Below are 16,413 nucleotides of genomic sequence, written 5' to 3'. Positions count from 1 at the left end.
ACTTACCCAATTATCATCTTTTCCACCTCTCTCTTAGCTTCCTCTAAAACCATTTTTGCTTCTTCTTGCAATTGCTTAGCTTGTGCTCTAATACTTTGGATATGATTAGCGATTTCGTCTTGCTTTTCTTTAGGAGGAAGTGGAATATTTAAACTTAATAAATTAGTATTATTCAAATACAAAATTGTTGCAATTGAGCAAAGTCTTTTCGTTAATTCTATACTCAAACCAGTATTTAAAAAATAATTTAAATAATTAATATTAACAGTATTATCATCTAATTCCAAAGCTGTAATATTTTGATTAATAGCTAACAGCTCATCTGATGTATTAACAACTGATTCACCTACTGTTCCAGCAATACAAACTATAATGTCACCTTTCGATGAATAAGTCAATTGATTTGCTAAATCTTCTTTTATGAACTTAATATCTGATAAGTCTAATTCACCTTTTTGAAGATTGGAATTTCTTAAAAAAGGGATTCCATAATCAACATAAGGATTTAAAGAATTATGCGGTGTTGTTCCAGTTTTTATACCTTTTATTAATTTTGATAACTTTATAGTTGAATATTTACCATTTAATAATGCATCTTCTAGTTCTTTAGATTTGTTGCTCACTGCATCAAACCTACCACCACTTACTTCACTAAAGCGAGTTGTAAAAATTCTACTCTGTAAACTCGTATCTTTCTCAGGCAAGGTAATACCTAACTCGTTTAATAAATAACTATCTATACTTTCTAATAATGCTGCCGCTTGGGCTTCTTTTTGTTGTTTTTGGGTGTAGGCGGTTTGGTATAAGTAAACAAGTTTAATTTGCTCTGTCAAAGAAATATTTGGTATTAAAATACTCTTAATTTCGTTGTTATTTAAATTATTTTGTGCTGCACCTTTTCCAGTAAATTCAATTTGAGTTCTTATAAATGGTAATTCAAAAAGTAAACAAAAAAATTCATTAGATATTTTAGTTTTATCAATATCTAATCTTACTAGTGCAGAGTTTAAATTTGCTTCTTTTATTTCTTTGGGAATAATTGATACAGTTCCTAAATTATCCTTAGTGCCACTAATAGCAAAAATTAAATCTCCAGCACTAACTTGTGTTCTTTTGAGTTTAGTGTTATGTATTTTTCTTTCAATGTATTTTACATCTGAAATATCAATTGAGTTGTTTTTTAAATTATTAACTCTTAAAAAATTTACACCATTTATAGAATCATCAGTATAATAACCATCTCTTGGTCCATCACCTCTGTTCCATGACTTTAAGATTTGACCTATATTTATAAAACCTTTTTTTATTAGACTTTTTCGTAAACTGTGAAATTCTCCTTTAAAAAAATAAGGATCGTATCTTTCTTTTAAATCAGAAAAATTAACCAAAAAAACTTTATTCTTATCAGTGTTATTTGATAAACTAAATCCTTCCATTTTCAACAGCCGTTATAAAGTTTCTCAATTCTTTTAAAATACCTGCATCTACAATTTCTTTTTTAGTAGAAAGTTCTTCTTTATCATCATGCAAGTCGTATTTTTTGGTAATCTTTTCGTCATACAAATCGTGGCTTAATTCTTCGGTTACCAGTTTGTAATTGCCTTCAATTATTTCGTTTTTGCTTAACAACTTAGCTGAGGTTTTACCTACAGCATCATACCCAATATTTTCGGCAATGGCCATAAAAATAGGGTAATCAGGTAATTGTTTGGCGCGTTCTTCTTGGTAACGAACAGTCATTTCTTCTTGTAGCTCACTTATTTTATCACTGTAAAATTGGTTCACTACTGTTTTCCACTCTTTGTATTCATCGCTGGCTTTTATTTCTTTGACACTGGTCAATCCCGCAGGATGTGTAAAACCATCCATTTTATCTAACTTGATTTTCTTTTCTTTTTCCAATTGGGCAATGGTATTCAAGTAATCAAACTCACGTTTAATATCATTTTGAATAATTACTTTCAATGTTTGTAGATATTCGGTGTGTGTTTTGGGATGTTTTTTAACAAATAATACTGAGCTTTTTACACCAGCACCCGTAGCAGAAAAAGCTGTTTGAGGCATACTTATTACAGCTACTAATCGGAACCAATCTTCAATTACATCTCGAACATATTGTAAACTACTATTGGTTAATATTCCATCAGGTATTACAACTGCCAAGTAACCACCTTCACGTAAATAATTATAGCACTGTTCAATAAATAAAACTTCTGTACTTTGGTTATTTCTATAGGTTTCTTTACTGTTTTTATAATCTAGCCAGTCTACTTGTTTGGTACCCAAAAAATAACGTCTTAAGTAGTGTTTTTCATTATCTTTTACACTACTACCAAAAGGAGGATTAGTAATAATAAAGTCAAAACGGTTATACTGAAATCCATTATTTCCGGTTGTTAATGCCATTTCTTTGTCATTCAATAAACCATCAACCGAAATCACGTTGGTATGACCGTCATCATGAATAATCATATTCATTTTAGCGGTACGGGCAATTTGTTCATTAATTTCAATGCCGTATAGATTGTTTTCAGCGAAACTATGCCAGTAGTCATACCATGCTTTGTGGTCTTCAATATCGGTTTTATAATCTGGATATTCTTTGTCAGCTTGTCGTCTAACTTTGTCTAAAGCATGCAATAAAAATCCTCCACTACCACAAGATGTATCTAAAACCAAAGAACTATTATCAATAGGGAGCGCTTCAACAATGAATTGTACAATAACCCTTGGTGTGAAGTACTGTCCAAATTCGCCGCGAAAGAAACTTCCCATGAAAGTCTCAAAAGCACGACCTTTACTATCTAAATCAGTCGCCGATAAATTGATTTCTTGTAAATAGTTCACAATAGTTCTTATTCGCTCGTTACTTAAGCGAATGTCATCTTTAAAGACTTCTTTGTCAAAACTTTTACCTGCTGCATAAATAGCCTTTACTCTCTTAGCAAGAGCATCATTAGTTTTGGCTTCGGTTGCTTCTTTTATTACTTGAAAATCATAAATTTCACCTTTTTTTCTTGGCTTTAGTTTTCCTTCAACAATATTGTATTTTTCATCCCAAATTTTACAGAAAATTAATTTATCTAATTCATCAAATGCTTCAGAAGGATTTAATTGACCACCTGCCCAGAGCGCATCATGTGCTTGTTTAAAACGTCTGGTTAATTCCTCTTCAGAGACGGTTTTAATATCTTTAAAAATTTGTGTTTGCTTGTTTCCTTTTGAATCAATGTATTGGTGTGATCCACCACCTTTAACAAAATTGTAAGGAGCCACAGAGTCAGTTCCATAATGAGGTAAATCGGATAATCCTTCTCTTAAATCTTTCTCTTTATCAAAGCGGAATATCGAACTTAAAACCTCGGAGTAAACCCAAACATATTTAACTGTACCTGATAATGCGTTGGCATAACTAAAAGCTTGGTTGATAGCTTGATTAAATTCTTGTTGGGTAACTTCTTGTTTTTTACATTCAACAATAATTTTTGGTTTCGATTGTTTAGCATCTTCATATACAATTATATCTGCCTCACGTTTATCAGCGCCCATAGTAACAGTAACAAATTGTTCAATATGTTCTACAGGATAGCCATATTCCAAGATCAGACGAAGGAAAGCTTCTACTTGAACTTTTTCTTCGGGGTTAGAAAAATTTCGTGATTTATTCTGGTAAAGATATTTAACAGTCTTATTATCATCACTTATCGTAATAAGCCCTTTGTCAATGCCTTGTTGAATTAAACTCATAATCTTTTTATTTTCCCAAACCTACCAAAAAATCCGCATTAAAGCAATCAAAGTGTAAGCTGTTTTAATAGAATTTACGATCTTAAATTTAATTTCTATTTTCTTTAGTAAAGAAAATACCAAGTAGTAACAACATACTTGTATGTAAAAAACTGAGTAGGATATTAAATCGCTTATAATAATTAATGGTAGATTCATCATCACTCATTAGCAATGTTATCAATAAAGAGGGCACAGCAACAGCAACTAAGAAGATAATGGTAAACCATAATGTAATGCTGTAGAACGTTTTGTTTATCATTTTAGGTGCAGCACCTATGTTAGATTGATTGGCGACATACACTACGGCTCCAATAATGAGTGTCATACCTGGACTTAAGTAATTAAATAACCATTGGGTTAATTCAGAAAATGAGTTTTCATCGTTGGAGCGGTTCCAACAAACACAAACAAATAATAGGGTATTTACCAAAACTGCGATCAACCAAATGATAGCTAATTTTTTTTGAGCTTGTTCTTTTGAAATTAAACTGGGTTCCATATTTATCTTAATGATTTAGCGAGTCCAGATTTAGTGATATGGACTTTTCCGGATAATTGTTTGTCTAATATTGGTTCTTTACCCTGTACTTTCTTGAATTGATAGATTAAGGCTGTGACCGTATGATTTGAAGTAAAAGTTTCTTTGTTTAGCAGTGTTTGTGGAATTTTTGTATACCCTTCAGCAGCCATTTCAATTGCTTGCTCTCTGTTAATAACGTCTCCCGAAGTAGTTAAATCAACATCGGTAACTAAAAAAACAATGACCCTAAAGTAACCTTCAGGCGCTATGACCAAACTTTTAATGTAGTCAAAAAAGGCATTAGGTTTGGGTAACTTGTTAGACCATCGTTCAGGCTCCTTGAGTGATACACCATCAACTTGTATTTGTTCCATTTCAGTAATAATGGCAAAACCATGAGGTATGATATAATAACTTTTTTCATGATAATTGCATTTTGAAAGTGCTTCGGAAAGTTTTTTATCAACACTTTTAAAGTTTCTTTCTCCCTGAATTTTTATTTCATCCCAAGGGATGGTATATACAGCTGATGGTATAGGATAAGGAATAGGGAATCTTTTGATGTCATCTTGGGTAGAACCTACAGTTGGACAGCCGTTATCACTTGGTAATCCGGGTATATCAGGACACTTATCCTTTGCATCAGAGACACCATCTCCATCACTGTCGGCACATCCTGAACCTGCAATTTCCGGACAAGGGTCCATTTCATCTGGAATGCCATCCCTATCACTATCGGGTATTTCTATAGCTTCTTTTGTTACCAAAAAGTATATGGTATACTCTTTAATATCGACACTCCATTCTTCTTCTGTTTTTAATTTTATTTTAACAGGCTTTTCATTTCTAAAAAAAACTAATAAATCTTTTTTTATTTCTTGAGGAGTCAGTTTCAAATAGAATATACCATCATCACCAACATTTGCTCCAATATTCGTTCCTTTTAATTGTATACTGGCGCTCTCAAAAAGTGAGTCAATACCATCCTTAAGTCTAATCATGCCGGTTACATAATACTCCTCTTGAGCCTGAACTTTAAGGGGTATTACAAGTAGAATTAACCCAAAAAATTTAACTATGTTTATTATTTTTATGCTCATATATCGATTCCTATTTTTTATATTGTTCTTTACAATACTATTATACTTTTCTTACGCTATGGTTGAGAACGCCCCACCAATCTTTTAAACCTTCAATTTTTGGAGTTGTTTCTTCCGTTATAAAAAATCGTTCCATAATGTTTTGAACGCGGCTGTCTTTAAGGAATAAACCATGAAAATCCATATTGTTACTTATTTCATCAAAAAAGTTTTCTTTTTTAACTGCCAGAGTTGTGATGTCCTTTGCATAAACTGATGAGCTTACAAAAGGAACAGTGCCGTCTCCGGAGTCAATTCCTTTTTTTAAGGAATCTAAGTCGACTAAATTGTTTACGCCAAACCTTTTTTTGTGAACTTGGAGCTTCGTATAAGTTTTGTCCTTTTCACCAATAATTATCACCATTTTTTCTTTGACTTCTTTGGGTAACTCGGCTAGGTTTTTTAATCCTCCCTTAGAACGAAATTCTTTTAAAAGTTCAAGTCTGGCATCAAATAAGTTTTCTATATCATCATAAATGTTTTTTTGCCAGTACTGCTTTTCTAAAAGATTCAATTCTTGATTAGAGTCTTTGTACATTAAAGCGTTTTTATACACAGGTAAAAGTTCAAACACACCCGGATAGGTTCGGATTACTTTGCGCATGTCTTCGTTTCTCCCGATTGCCCAATTTAATATACTTCGTAATCCGCCGTCTCCTTTAACCATATGAACTAATGCATATGGTGAACCTAGAAATGGAGGTGCATTCATGACAATCTTGTCTATTTTGGAATAATCATCATTTAAAAGATTTAGATAACATGATAAAACTAATCCACCCATGCTATGCGTAATAAATCTAAATCCTTCTAAGTTTTCATTTTTTAACTTATTTGATAAATACTCAATGTAAAGTTTCAACCTTTTAGCACTTTCCATATTCGACATACGCCAATCATACCCAAACAGATAAATAGGAGTATCTTTATAATTGGGGTTATTATTAAGTTTATTTTTGAGTTTAAGAATTGGTTTTTCATAGGGTAGTTTAGCAATGTGATTTCGTTCGATAATGGTTTCAATACCCTCATCATATAACGGATTCAATTGCAAGTTTTCTTTAATGTATGGTCCGGTTATGCTTGTTAGAATTGATGAGCCTAACGTGTCATAGGCATTCCATATATAATTAAAATCAAAAGTGTTAGCATTTACTAAACTTGTTGCTTGTATTCCCGGTATAAAAATGATTGGTTTCATGAGTTATTGATTTGATTACTTTAATTGATTAAACTTATTTCGCAACCCAAACCTCAATTTGTCCTTTAGGTGCTTTTTTTTCGTAATTGTATATTCTCGTAGGTGTAAATTCATTACCTAATAACTCTCGAGCTTTAATGGCGAGGTAGAGATCTTCATCATGAAAATACCTAATCGTATTGGTGTAATTACCGGGGATTTTTTCTATACCAGGCGCAAGCCATGATTCGTCTTTTAATTTTTTTTGAAATTTTAAAGCTGTTTCTTTTTTATCATTGCTAGCATATTGAATGTAACAAACTTTATTCAAAATGAGGCTGATAGTTTTCGATTTATTGCTATCAATTGTTTGCGCAACAGGTTCTACACTATATAGATTAGGATTAAAATTATCCGGTGGAGGTACTCTTTTTTGGTACTTTTCATTTAAGTCTTGTTTAATTCTCCACAGTACTACGGTATCGTTTTTTGCTAAAAATTCTTTTGGAATTAAAATTCGGTGAGTAACATTAACGCCTTCATCAGTATTAATTCGATCGTATATTAGTGACTGAGCAAAACCAACTAACATGTTCTTGTCTTGTGGTTTTAATTCACCGTTATTAATATTTCTCAAATACCGTTCTAGTGATAAAAAAGCATAGTCGTATTTAACAGTTGATCTTGTGTCGGATAAAGTATTTACAAGTTCACTGACTGTTTTTCCCTCTTGCGAAATTGCCTTAAAATTTTCTAATCTGCTTGACAAATTAGTAGTGTAAAACGCGGTTATAGCTGTAAAGATTGCTATCAAACTAGTTGATATGATTTGTAATTTGTCCAGAGTTTCTTTACTAATCATTTTTAAATAAGTTTAAGGTGTAACTTTTTCAGGTAATATTATTTATTGCCAAAATTATAAGTGATGTTAAGGAAACCTAAGAAGTTTGCGTCCTCAGGGTTATATTTTATAGTGATTGGTATCCATAAATCTTTAGCTAATCGTATTCTAAATTCTGCATTTGCTGTTATGGTTTCATCGTCTTCATCTGGTAATGCATTTTTATAAATTTTAGTATACTCGCCCAATGCCTTAAATTCAAAACAGCTCGTTTTCTCAGATTCATTTCTCATAATGATAAAGTTTAGACCTGCTTTTCCATTGAAAGATGTTCTAGGCATGCTAACCAAAGTAGTATCTGCATAAGTGAAAGTTCCTCTTATGTCGATTTCTTGCTTCGATTTGGCAATTCCCTTAAGAAGAACTGTGCTAACAGAAGATTTGTTGAATTTACCATCTGTATTTGTTGACCCGTCAGCCGCAATCGTCCAAAGAAGCTTTCCTTTGGCTTTTTCCACTTCAGATTTTCTAAGTTGTTTTAATGATTTTATAAAGTTTATAATATCTTCGTCATTTGGTCCGCTTGCATCAGTTTTTTTTAGAGTTGATTTAACCAATTCAAATTCATTTTGTAGTTTATCATAATAAGGATTTCCGGTAGGGTCATATTCAAATCCATTTAATAAATCTTCACTAGCTTTAGTAAGTAACTCAACTTCACTATCGCTTAAACCATTTGATAAATTTGATTGAATTTCTTGAATTTTTTTCATGAATGCTTCCCTGTATATACCATACCTGGTTTTTGCCAAATTGATTGTAATACTATCTCTACCATTTATAATTGCGTAAGTAAAGCCACCTGAAAAACCGGTATATTTATAATTTTCATCTAAATTAACTTTAGCATTAAATTGGAAGTTTCTTAAAAAGTATGACTTATCGATGGTTAAATCCGATATTTTAGATAAATCGGCGTTATACATTATTTTGAAAAGTGTAGTATTCAATTCCAAGGTTTTCTCTTTTTCCGAAAGATTTTTTGAGGTTAACTGAATCACGTTATACAACGCATCTTTGAAGTTTCCGGTTCTGCTGTTTTCAATATCTTTAATCAATTGATCTTGAGAAAACATACTAGTACTAGTTACCAGTAACAGTAAAATGTAACTTATTTTCATGATGATTCTGTTTTAAATTAAAACTTTAAAGATTTTGGAATATATTGGTATTTTAATATTGTAACTTTTACTACTAGATTTTCCGTTATTATCTGTATAAGTAACCTCAACATCTGTTTGTCCATTGACTGGATTCTCTCCTGAAACAATTACATTGTATTCTCCGCTATCAACAGTGAATGTTTCATTAAAAGACTTATCTCTTTTAATACTGGTGTCATGGCTACTATTGACTTTGTCAATGAATACCAAAATAGGAACAGGTACAATTCCTCCTTTAACATCTACTTTTATTCTAATACTTCCCATAATTTCTAAATTTAATTTTATGCCTACTCTAATACCTCTTTTCGGCTACTGAGGTTTTATATTGTTTTTTGATTTTAACTTATCGATACTTTCAACCCTTCACCAAATAATCCGAATGCACAAACTCTTCCGGACCAATTTGGTACCAAATGCCTACTTTGTCTTGCACGGTCACCATATCGCCCATAGTTAGTTTTCGTTTAATGGCAAATTGAGTACCGGCACCGGCTCTTACGTTAAGCTGGGCCACATTAACCCTGTAGCGGTTGATTACGGCAGCTTCGGAAAACACTTCATCGAGGAAGGTATTCCAAATGGTCTCGTCGAGCATCATGCGGGGACAATCTTTCCGGGTAATGTCATAGTGTCTCAGTACATTCTCTCGGGTAATGTTGTACTTTTTGGCCAGCATACGAGTGAGTTCGATGGTTTGGGCTCGGGTAATGTCGAAGTTGCCATCACTGTTTACACACATTTCAATGCCTATGGTTACATAGTTGGGACTGCCGCTGCCACCCATGATACGTTTGGCAATATCGGTATAGCGTGATGCTTTGGCTCCTACATGATAGCCTACTTCGTTGTCGGGCAAGCATTGTACGATGCTGGTAGAATCAACGATGTAATGGGCCGAAGCATAAATCACGTTGCCATTGGCATCGTAGTGTTTGGAGTTAAAATAGTTGCGGTTGGCTCGGGCGTTGGCACCACGATTAGTGTTGGCCGTCCAATGCAGGATGATGGCTTTTAAACCGTCTAGTTTACGGTAAGGTCGGTTGTGACCGCTGATGAAGAGTTCTGTAATGGGAAACATAATACGGCCGATTTAAAGATTTGTAGTTGGTTCGTCATCGCGTTCCTCGCTCGGAAAAGATGCCGGCGTAGTGTCGAGTGGTGCTGTAGCAGTTACGACGGTTTTAGCAGTTGCTCCAGAGGCAGCACCAATTTTAGCTACTTGGGTATTGAAAAAACCTTCGATAAAGTCGGCACCCGAATAGCCTGCTGCGATGACCGAGAATAAAAACTCTTTGTTATTAATATCGTCAACGCCTTTGACGAGCAGGAATAAAGCACCGGCTACGAATCCGATAAAAAGGCTTAATAATAAGCGTGTGCCGTTGACATCGGTCTTGTCTACATCGGACTTTAGGGCATTGGTATCCGATAACTTTTTTAAACCGATGGCCATTCTGATGCCTTGTCCTAAGGTACCTAATAGGCCACCGGCTACAATGGTGGTAATAACCTCGTATAAATTATTTGTCATATGAATTAAAATTAAGTGGTGCTTACTCTGTTCTCCCTTTTCAGCTTACGGGTAAAAAAAGATTATAAATGCAATAAGTTACATACTCTTGCGGAGTACCTTTTTAGCTTGCTTTTGTTAAAAAGAGAATGGCAGGCAAAGCTGCACAATGGGAGTCAATAGAAGTTTTGTTCTCATACCTATATAGTTTTAAAAGTTTCACTACAAACCATAACCAAAACCCAAAGGAGCGGGTTGGTCATAGGAATTTAAAATGTGGTGGTATTTGAACATCGAAAAATCGATACGTTAAAGATAATAAAAAAAATAGGTTGAGGTGAATAAGTGCTGCTTTTATCTTTGAAAATCAAATAGTAACGATGAAATGCAATGCTGTGAAGTTGTGGCCAAAAAATACTTTTTGAAAAAAATGCCACAGTTTTGTGGCCAAAAAAAACATTTAGAAAAAATTGGCCACAAAACTGTGGCAAAATTTTTGTTTTGACAAAGTTGGCCACAAAAAAAGATTATGAAAAAGGAAAGCATTATAAGTGATTTATTAGGATTGAATCAGCGAGAGGCCGCTCGGTTATTGCAAGTCTCCCGCAGTCAGCTCTCGATGTACGAGTTGGGACAAAGAGATTTGCCGTTATCCGCTAAGGTCTTGCTTACTGCTATGGTAGACCAGGCCCAGCAAAGGAAGTCGGCACCGACAGTCTTACCCTTACTCGCCCAACAAGAACAACTAAAGCAACACTGGATAGAACGCCAACTCAAACTAAACACCTTCCGGCAGTTACGCATGTCCCGTATTTTGACCAAGATGGAACAAACTTATGCGGCCCAACTTAAGATACTCGAATTGGTGGCACAATTAAAAGAAGCAAATGCTGATGACAGCAAAGTGTACCAAGGATTTTTAAAAAGCCTCGAAAACAAAGCCCATAAAAAAATGACCCAAACAGGTTTGGCTCAACTACTGCAATGTCAAATTAAGTTGGCTACATTGCAAGCGGAAGCCAAAATTTTAAATGAAGCTATGGAGATTTCAAAATAATTATTTTTTTGATTTTATCCGGAACAAGTCAACAATAGTAATAGTTGAAGTGGTTTTTTTATAGGTTTATATCGTTATGTTTTTGAGGGTAAATGTGTTAAAGTTAAATTAAATAAGTTATTTCTGTCAAATAATGGCAAGCAGTTTGTAAGATGGAAAATATAACTTTAAATTTTTTATATTATGAATTACTCAGTTCAGAATTTGACACAAGTGGCCGATTGCGACGTATTGTTATCTTTGGCCCAAAAAGAGAAAGCCGATTTAACTTTCAGAAAGTTATCGGTAGAGCGATTAACCGATCGTTACGCTGAAACCTCGGTAGAAATAGCTACCCAATTGCAAGGTGTTATAGCCGAATTAGCCGCAGTGGACAGCTACATAGCCATCTTACCCGACGGGCCCATTAAGGATGAAGCCCTAGACAAAAAAACAAGATTGGAGTATAAAAAATTCTTGTTGGAAGGTAGAGTTGAGAGTTACGGAGTAGTTGCCTTACTGGAAAAACAAATGGATTTAGGCAGGGTAGAGCAGGAGATAGCTGAAATTGATGCTTTCATGGCGACCATTGAGGCAAGGAAAGCTGCGCTATAAGCTGTAATTTTTTTAAGAGAGAAGTTGTCCGATGGGCAACTTTTTTGTTTCTATATAAGCCCTTTGGACTAGTTGACTGAGGATTTTTTTTGCTTTAAGACATGAGTAGTTCTATGATTAGGGAACTCATGGCTAAGATACCGGACAAGTATAATTGATTCTAACCGGCACAGCATTAACGATATAGCTACTACTCAAAAAAATATCTTTATTTTTTACCTAAAATCGTTTTGGAAAAAGAAAAAGGTTGTTATATTTGCATCCGCATTACGCAAGTAGGCACATATTTATTGGAGAAATGGCAGAGTGGTCGATTGCGGCAGTCTTGAAAACTGTTGACTGTAACAGGTCCGGGGGTTCGAATCCCTCTTTCTCCGCAAAGGAAAACCTTCAAGTTTACTTGAAGGTTTTTTTGTTTTCTAAAAGTGCCAAAAGTTTACTTTTGAGTACTTTTAGAAAATAAAAAAACAAGGCTGTGCAACAGCCTTTGGTTTTCCTTTGCAAGGTTCCTCCACTGGGATCACCCAAGGTAATCCCTTTCTTTTGATAAGTGATGGTATCTTGTTCAGTCACTTATTTTTTGGAAACAAAAAACCAACGCCTTTTTCAAAGGCGTTAAGGTTTTGCTTTGCAAGGTTCTCCCATCGGGATCACCATGGGTAATCCCCATTGTAATACTCAAAAGGTTAGCTTTATAATGAAGTGCCTCACAAAACAACTCAACGATAAAAACACCGTAAAACTCAATCCCGGTAGTTTTAAATTTGGCGCATCACTTTAGCCAATACTTCCGATTTTTTTCTTCGGGCTACTTCAAAAGTTTCGTCATTAATCATTTGGATAATAAAGGGTTCGCCTTTGAAATAATTTTTAACAAAGGACGCATTAATCATATGTGATTTACTAATGCGAATAAAGTTTGATTTTGCTCCAAAGTAGTCTTCAAAGTCTTTTACGTTTTTGGGCGTGGTGAGTTTTTCTCCGGATTGTAGTGTGAGATGGCAATACCTGCCGTCGCCTTGAATAATTTGAACCTCTGAGCTCTTGATTATTTTAACTTTATCGCCGCTGTGTATCGCTATTTTTTTATCTGAGGCATTGGCATCCAAACTCTGAATCAGATTGATTACTTGTAGGTTTTGATTGGTTTTTTCGGCGTAGTTTTTTATGACTTTTTCAACCGCAGCGTCTAACTCTTTAATGTCGATGGGTTTTAATAAATAATCCAAGGCATTGAATTTAATGGCGGTTATGGCATAGTGGTCGAAGCTGGTCACAAAAATAACATCAAACGGAATTTCGGTCCATTTTTTAAGCAAATTAAAACCATTGGCCTGAGGCATTTGAATGTCTAAAAAAACAAGTTGTGGTTTTAGCGTTACACACAGCTCATAGGCTTCTTCCACAGTAGCCGCTTCCCCCACAATTTCAAGGTTAGGGTGTTTAATGGTCAGCAGTTTGAACAGTACCTCTCTGCTGTTTTTTTCGTCATCTACTAATAGGGTTCTTATGGTTGGGATAGGATTCATACGCCTAAGGGTAAATACAATTCTACTTTGGTGCCCATGGCTTGTTGAGCTTCATTTACTAAGTCATGGATAACCACTTTCACCTCGTTGGTTTTCCTAACGTTATTGATAATGTTTAAACGTTCTTCCGTCAGTTGCATGCCTACCGGGTGATGGATGGCATTGGTTTTGAATTCATTGGCTTTAGCCCTGCCAACACCGTTGTCTTCAATAACTATTTTTAAGAGGTTATTTTCTGTGGAGATTACTAATTTTAACTGTCCGCTTCTCTCATTTTTAAGGTTCATTAAACCGTGCCAAATGGCATTTTCTACATAAGGTTGAATGAGCATTGAAGGGATTTCAATGGCGTAAGGATCAACGGTTGGGGCTATGCTGAGTTGGTAGTCAAAGGCATGGTCAAAGCGAAGCTGTTCCAGTTCGATATAAAGTGCCAACATATCTAATTCATCCTGTAGCGTCAGTTCTTTGTTTCTTGAATTATTTAAAACCAAACGAACCAGCTGACTGAATTTAGTGAGGTAACTGTAGGCTTCCTCTTCTTTTTTATTTAAAATATAATTCTGAATCCCGTTGATAGCATTAAAAATAAAGTGGGGATTCATTTGCGCTTGCAAAGCACTTAATTGCGATTCCGATATTAGTTGGTTGATGCGCGTTTTTTCGGCTTCTCTTTTTTGTACCGATAGGATGGCTTGTTTAACAATTAGTAAAATCAAAACCATCAATAAAATTATTGTCAATATTATGAACCAGGCGGTTTTCCAAAAAGGCGGTTGAATGCTGAAGTTTAGTACTATCGGCTTTTCACTTTTTACGCCATCGCTGTTAATGGCATAAACCATTAGTTGATACTCGTTAGGTACTAAATTTTCAAAGCGTAAGGTGTTGGTATTGCTTTTTCTGAATTCGGTGTCCTGACCAACTAATTGGTATACTAAACTCTCCAAATTTCCGGCTTTAAAATGCAAGCGATCAAAAGTTACTGTCACGTTTTTTTCCCAATACTTTAATTTGATTTGCGGTTTGTTAAATGGATAATCCACCTCATTCACTTTTAATTGTGCGAGTTGTAATAGGGGCGGTGTTCGGTTTTCGAGTTCGGTTTCAATAGGAAATTGACACAAACCATCGGGCGAGGACACGAATAGTTTGTTTTGGTAAATACTCAAATGGGTAATATCATTGGATACTAATCCGTTTGCCTTTTTGTAAATACTTGATTTGTTTTTTTGGTATTTGATTAAACCGTTGTTGCCGGCAATCCAAATGGTTCCATGTGTGTCTTCCGTCAAATCGGTCATCACTAAACTTGCGTTTGGTATCGGAATCGGGATAGCTTTATCGTTTTCCAATTTATAAAGGCCCTGACCTTTAGTGGTAAAATAGAGCGTACTGTCTTTCGACACCATGATTTTAGAAACGGCGGTATTGATTGCTTTTATCTTTTTTTGAGTATTGGAAATAGGGTTGATTTTATACAATCCGTCGTTACATCCAATATAAATTAAATCGTCATTCATTACCTTGAAACACCTTCCTTTTGAGGGAAACGATTGTGGTAGTATGGCTACTTTATTTCCATTGTATTGGTAGGCAGCACCAACCCCTAAAACATATAAGTTATTGCCATAGGAATCTAGTTGATAACTGGTCAAACTACCTTTGTATTTTGGACTTTCAATAATTTTTTCAACCTGATATTGATTGTTTAAAATGCCTAAATAACCTTTAGTGGCAATATATTTTTCACCCTTGTGAACCAGTATGTCTGTTATATCTGTATTTCCGGTAGCAAGCAGCTTGGTATAGTAAAACTGATTGTTTTGTAATACACACAAATGATCTATTTCGGTAGACAAAAAAAGAGCATCATTTACTTTTTTTAAAAACGTGGTTTTTTTGTTCAGTTCTTTTTTATCGGGATAGTAAAGAACAGTATAGTTTCCTGAATAAAACACCCCTTTTTCCGTAGTGGTACACCAAATGCCACCTTCTTTGTCTACCAAAGTGCCGCTAACAGTCAATCCGTTCAAACCATGCGTATAAGTTGCTAAGTTTTTGTAATTTGGAAAGTGATAAACTCCATTGGAACTAGTGCCAACCCATAATCCGTGTTTTGGGTTTAAATAAAGAGATGAAATAACACTTGAAAAGGTTTTGATTGTTACGTTTAATTGTTCATCAATTTGAATTAGGTTGTTGTGTACAGACACAAAAGTTAATCCCTTATTGTTGACTATTCTTGAACGCCAATCCAACCGTGTATCGTTGTGTAATTTGATTGTAATTTTTTTTGACTTCCCTTTACCAACTATGGCTAAATCCAGCTGTTTTTTTTTCTTTTGGACTTCGCTAATCCATTTGGTGTTGTTTTTCACAAAATAGCTATGGTTGTTGTATTTGTCAATTACAAGATAGGCTTGTGAATGGTACTTATTGTAAGCTGTTAGGTCGGTTATTTTTTCTGATTTAGCCTCTACCAGTAAGGTTCTTTGTTGTGAATTAATAATTTGATTTCCTTTATCGTCTTTGTTGATGAGATAGCTAATATCAAAGGTATTCTCATTTAATTTAGAGGCCAGATATTTTTGAATTTTTCGGGTTATTTTTTCTTCTCGAAGTATATCATTCTTTAAGTTTAAAATACGATTGTTGGCAGAGAGTAGTATCAATTCTCCCGGTTTTCTTTCCTCTATAAAGTACACCCCGTTTTCCGTCAGTCCGTTTTGTTTGTCAAAAATTTTACTATTGTCCTTACTGTATTTTACCAAGCCATTTTCGGTGGCTATCCAAATATAGCCGTTGGTGTCTTGTATTACATTGTAGCACTCTTGAGAAGGTAAGTTTAAGGAGTTGTTGATATTGGTAAAATAGATTTCTTGTCCGGAAAGTGATAAACTCCATCCGAAAGCCATCCATAACAATATGGTTCTAAAACATTTAATATAAAGCTATTTTATACTCAAATGTAGCAGTTTTATGCCATAAAAGCGATTAAAAAATGTGCTATTTATGTTTTTAACGG

General features: G+C 34.5%; 14 protein-coding genes and 1 tRNA gene. 3 read left to right on the top strand and 12 right to left on the bottom strand.

The features are described 5' to 3' along the window. Positions 1-2: 2 nt before the first annotated feature. From ACJG85_RS10885 to ACJG85_RS10840, 10 genes are all read right to left on the bottom strand, one after another. Positions 3-1,436: a restriction endonuclease subunit S gene (locus tag ACJG85_RS10885; RefSeq protein WP_412464101.1), complete on the bottom strand. Its 1,434-nt coding sequence runs from the start codon at positions 1,434-1,436 to the stop codon at positions 3-5. Continuing rightward, positions 1,423-3,747 (bottom strand): restriction endonuclease subunit M, encoded by a 2,325-nt coding sequence (locus tag ACJG85_RS10880; RefSeq protein ID WP_412476412.1) that lies wholly within the window; start codon positions 3,745-3,747, stop codon positions 1,423-1,425. The genes ACJG85_RS10885 and ACJG85_RS10880 overlap by 14 nt, the downstream gene beginning before the upstream one ends. Positions 3,748-3,835: 88 nt before the next feature. After that, positions 3,836-4,288, bottom strand: a complete 453-nt coding sequence (locus tag ACJG85_RS10875; protein ID WP_412476411.1) for a hypothetical protein — start codon at positions 4,286-4,288, stop codon at positions 3,836-3,838. A 2-nt stretch (positions 4,289-4,290) separates the two neighbouring features. Next, positions 4,291-5,409: a thrombospondin type 3 repeat-containing protein gene (locus ACJG85_RS10870; protein ID WP_412464098.1), complete on the bottom strand. Its 1,119-nt coding sequence runs from the start codon at positions 5,407-5,409 to the stop codon at positions 4,291-4,293. A gap of 40 nt (positions 5,410-5,449) precedes the next feature. After that, positions 5,450-6,649 carry a lipase/acyltransferase domain-containing protein gene (locus ACJG85_RS10865; RefSeq protein ID WP_412464097.1) on the bottom strand — a complete coding sequence of 400 codons (1,200 nt, stop codon included), beginning with the start codon at positions 6,647-6,649 and terminating at the stop codon, positions 5,450-5,452. 34 nt (positions 6,650-6,683) lie between these two features. Further along, positions 6,684-7,490, bottom strand: coding sequence for a hypothetical protein (locus tag ACJG85_RS10860; protein ID WP_412464096.1), 807 nt, complete (start codon positions 7,488-7,490; stop codon positions 6,684-6,686). 38 nt (positions 7,491-7,528) lie between these two features. After that, positions 7,529-8,650, bottom strand: a complete 1,122-nt coding sequence (locus ACJG85_RS10855) for a hypothetical protein (RefSeq protein WP_412464095.1) — start codon at positions 8,648-8,650, stop codon at positions 7,529-7,531. A gap of 12 nt (positions 8,651-8,662) precedes the next feature. Further along, positions 8,663-8,959, bottom strand: a complete 297-nt coding sequence (locus ACJG85_RS10850) for a hypothetical protein (protein ID WP_412464094.1) — start codon at positions 8,957-8,959, stop codon at positions 8,663-8,665. Between the two features lie 91 nt (positions 8,960-9,050). Further along, positions 9,051-9,773, bottom strand: a complete 723-nt coding sequence (locus tag ACJG85_RS10845; protein ID WP_412464093.1) for an N-acetylmuramoyl-L-alanine amidase — start codon at positions 9,771-9,773, stop codon at positions 9,051-9,053. Between the two features lie 12 nt (positions 9,774-9,785). Beyond that, the gene (locus ACJG85_RS10840; protein WP_412464092.1) at positions 9,786-10,226 is read right to left on the bottom strand and encodes a hypothetical protein; all 441 of its coding nucleotides are present in this window, start codon (positions 10,224-10,226) and stop codon (positions 9,786-9,788) included. Between the two features lie 508 nt (positions 10,227-10,734). Here ACJG85_RS10840 and ACJG85_RS10835 point away from each other — a divergent pair. The 3 genes from ACJG85_RS10835 (at position 10,735) to ACJG85_RS10825 (ending at position 12,233) form a co-directional block, all read left to right on the top strand. Continuing rightward, complete coding sequence (locus ACJG85_RS10835) at positions 10,735-11,262, top strand: helix-turn-helix domain-containing protein (RefSeq protein WP_412476410.1); 528 nt, start codon at positions 10,735-10,737, stop codon at positions 11,260-11,262. Positions 11,263-11,445: 183 nt separating this feature from the next. Further along, on the top strand, positions 11,446-11,856 hold the full coding sequence (locus tag ACJG85_RS10830; protein WP_412476409.1) for a hypothetical protein: 411 nt from the start codon (positions 11,446-11,448) through the stop codon (positions 11,854-11,856). Between the two features lie 292 nt (positions 11,857-12,148). Then, positions 12,149-12,233, top strand: a tRNA-Ser gene (locus ACJG85_RS10825). 381 nt (positions 12,234-12,614) lie between these two features. On the opposite strand, the gene ACJG85_RS10820 is transcribed toward ACJG85_RS10825, so the two are convergent. Both ACJG85_RS10820 and ACJG85_RS10815 read right to left on the bottom strand, forming a co-directional pair. Continuing rightward, positions 12,615-13,385: a LytR/AlgR family response regulator transcription factor gene (locus tag ACJG85_RS10820; RefSeq protein WP_412464070.1), complete on the bottom strand. Its 771-nt coding sequence runs from the start codon at positions 13,383-13,385 to the stop codon at positions 12,615-12,617. After that, complete coding sequence (locus ACJG85_RS10815; RefSeq protein ID WP_412476408.1) at positions 13,382-16,303, bottom strand: sensor histidine kinase; 2,922 nt, start codon at positions 16,301-16,303, stop codon at positions 13,382-13,384. The genes ACJG85_RS10820 and ACJG85_RS10815 overlap by 4 nt, the downstream gene beginning before the upstream one ends. Positions 16,304-16,413 lie beyond the last annotated feature (110 nt).

It is taken from the genome of Flavobacterium mekongense (assembly GCF_047038255.1).
GTDB lineage: Bacteria > Bacteroidota > Bacteroidia > Flavobacteriales > Flavobacteriaceae > Flavobacterium > Flavobacterium mekongense.
This window is presented reverse-complemented; position numbering and strand designations above follow the sequence as displayed.

Excerpts from the sequence above, each read along its gene's own strand:
- ACJG85_RS10885 (WP_412464101.1), bottom strand. The coding sequence starts at position 1,436 with ATGGAAGGATTTAGTTTATCAAATAACACTGATAAGAATAAAGTTTTT.
- ACJG85_RS10880 (WP_412476412.1), bottom strand. The coding sequence starts at position 3,747 with ATGAGTTTAATTCAACAAGGCATTGACAAAGGGCTTATTACGATAAGT.
- ACJG85_RS10875 (WP_412476411.1), bottom strand. The coding sequence starts at position 4,288 with ATGGAACCCAGTTTAATTTCAAAAGAACAAGCTCAAAAAAAATTAGCT.
- ACJG85_RS10870 (WP_412464098.1), bottom strand. The coding sequence starts at position 5,409 with ATGAGCATAAAAATAATAAACATAGTTAAATTTTTTGGGTTAATTCTA.
- ACJG85_RS10865 (WP_412464097.1), bottom strand. The coding sequence starts at position 6,649 with ATGAAACCAATCATTTTTATACCGGGAATACAAGCAACAAGTTTAGTA.
- ACJG85_RS10860 (WP_412464096.1), bottom strand. The coding sequence starts at position 7,490 with ATGATTAGTAAAGAAACTCTGGACAAATTACAAATCATATCAACTAGT.
- ACJG85_RS10855 (WP_412464095.1), bottom strand. The coding sequence starts at position 8,650 with ATGAAAATAAGTTACATTTTACTGTTACTGGTAACTAGTACTAGTATG.
- ACJG85_RS10850 (WP_412464094.1), bottom strand. The coding sequence starts at position 8,959 with ATGGGAAGTATTAGAATAAAAGTAGATGTTAAAGGAGGAATTGTACCT.
- ACJG85_RS10845 (WP_412464093.1), bottom strand. The coding sequence starts at position 9,773 with ATGTTTCCCATTACAGAACTCTTCATCAGCGGTCACAACCGACCTTAC.
- ACJG85_RS10840 (WP_412464092.1), bottom strand. The coding sequence starts at position 10,226 with ATGACAAATAATTTATACGAGGTTATTACCACCATTGTAGCCGGTGGC.
- ACJG85_RS10835 (WP_412476410.1), top strand. The coding sequence starts at position 10,735 with ATGAAAAAGGAAAGCATTATAAGTGATTTATTAGGATTGAATCAGCGA.
- ACJG85_RS10830 (WP_412476409.1), top strand. The coding sequence starts at position 11,446 with ATGAATTACTCAGTTCAGAATTTGACACAAGTGGCCGATTGCGACGTA.
- ACJG85_RS10820 (WP_412464070.1), bottom strand. The coding sequence starts at position 13,385 with ATGAATCCTATCCCAACCATAAGAACCCTATTAGTAGATGACGAAAAA.
- ACJG85_RS10815 (WP_412476408.1), bottom strand. The coding sequence starts at position 16,303 with ATGGCTTTCGGATGGAGTTTATCACTTTCCGGACAAGAAATCTATTTT.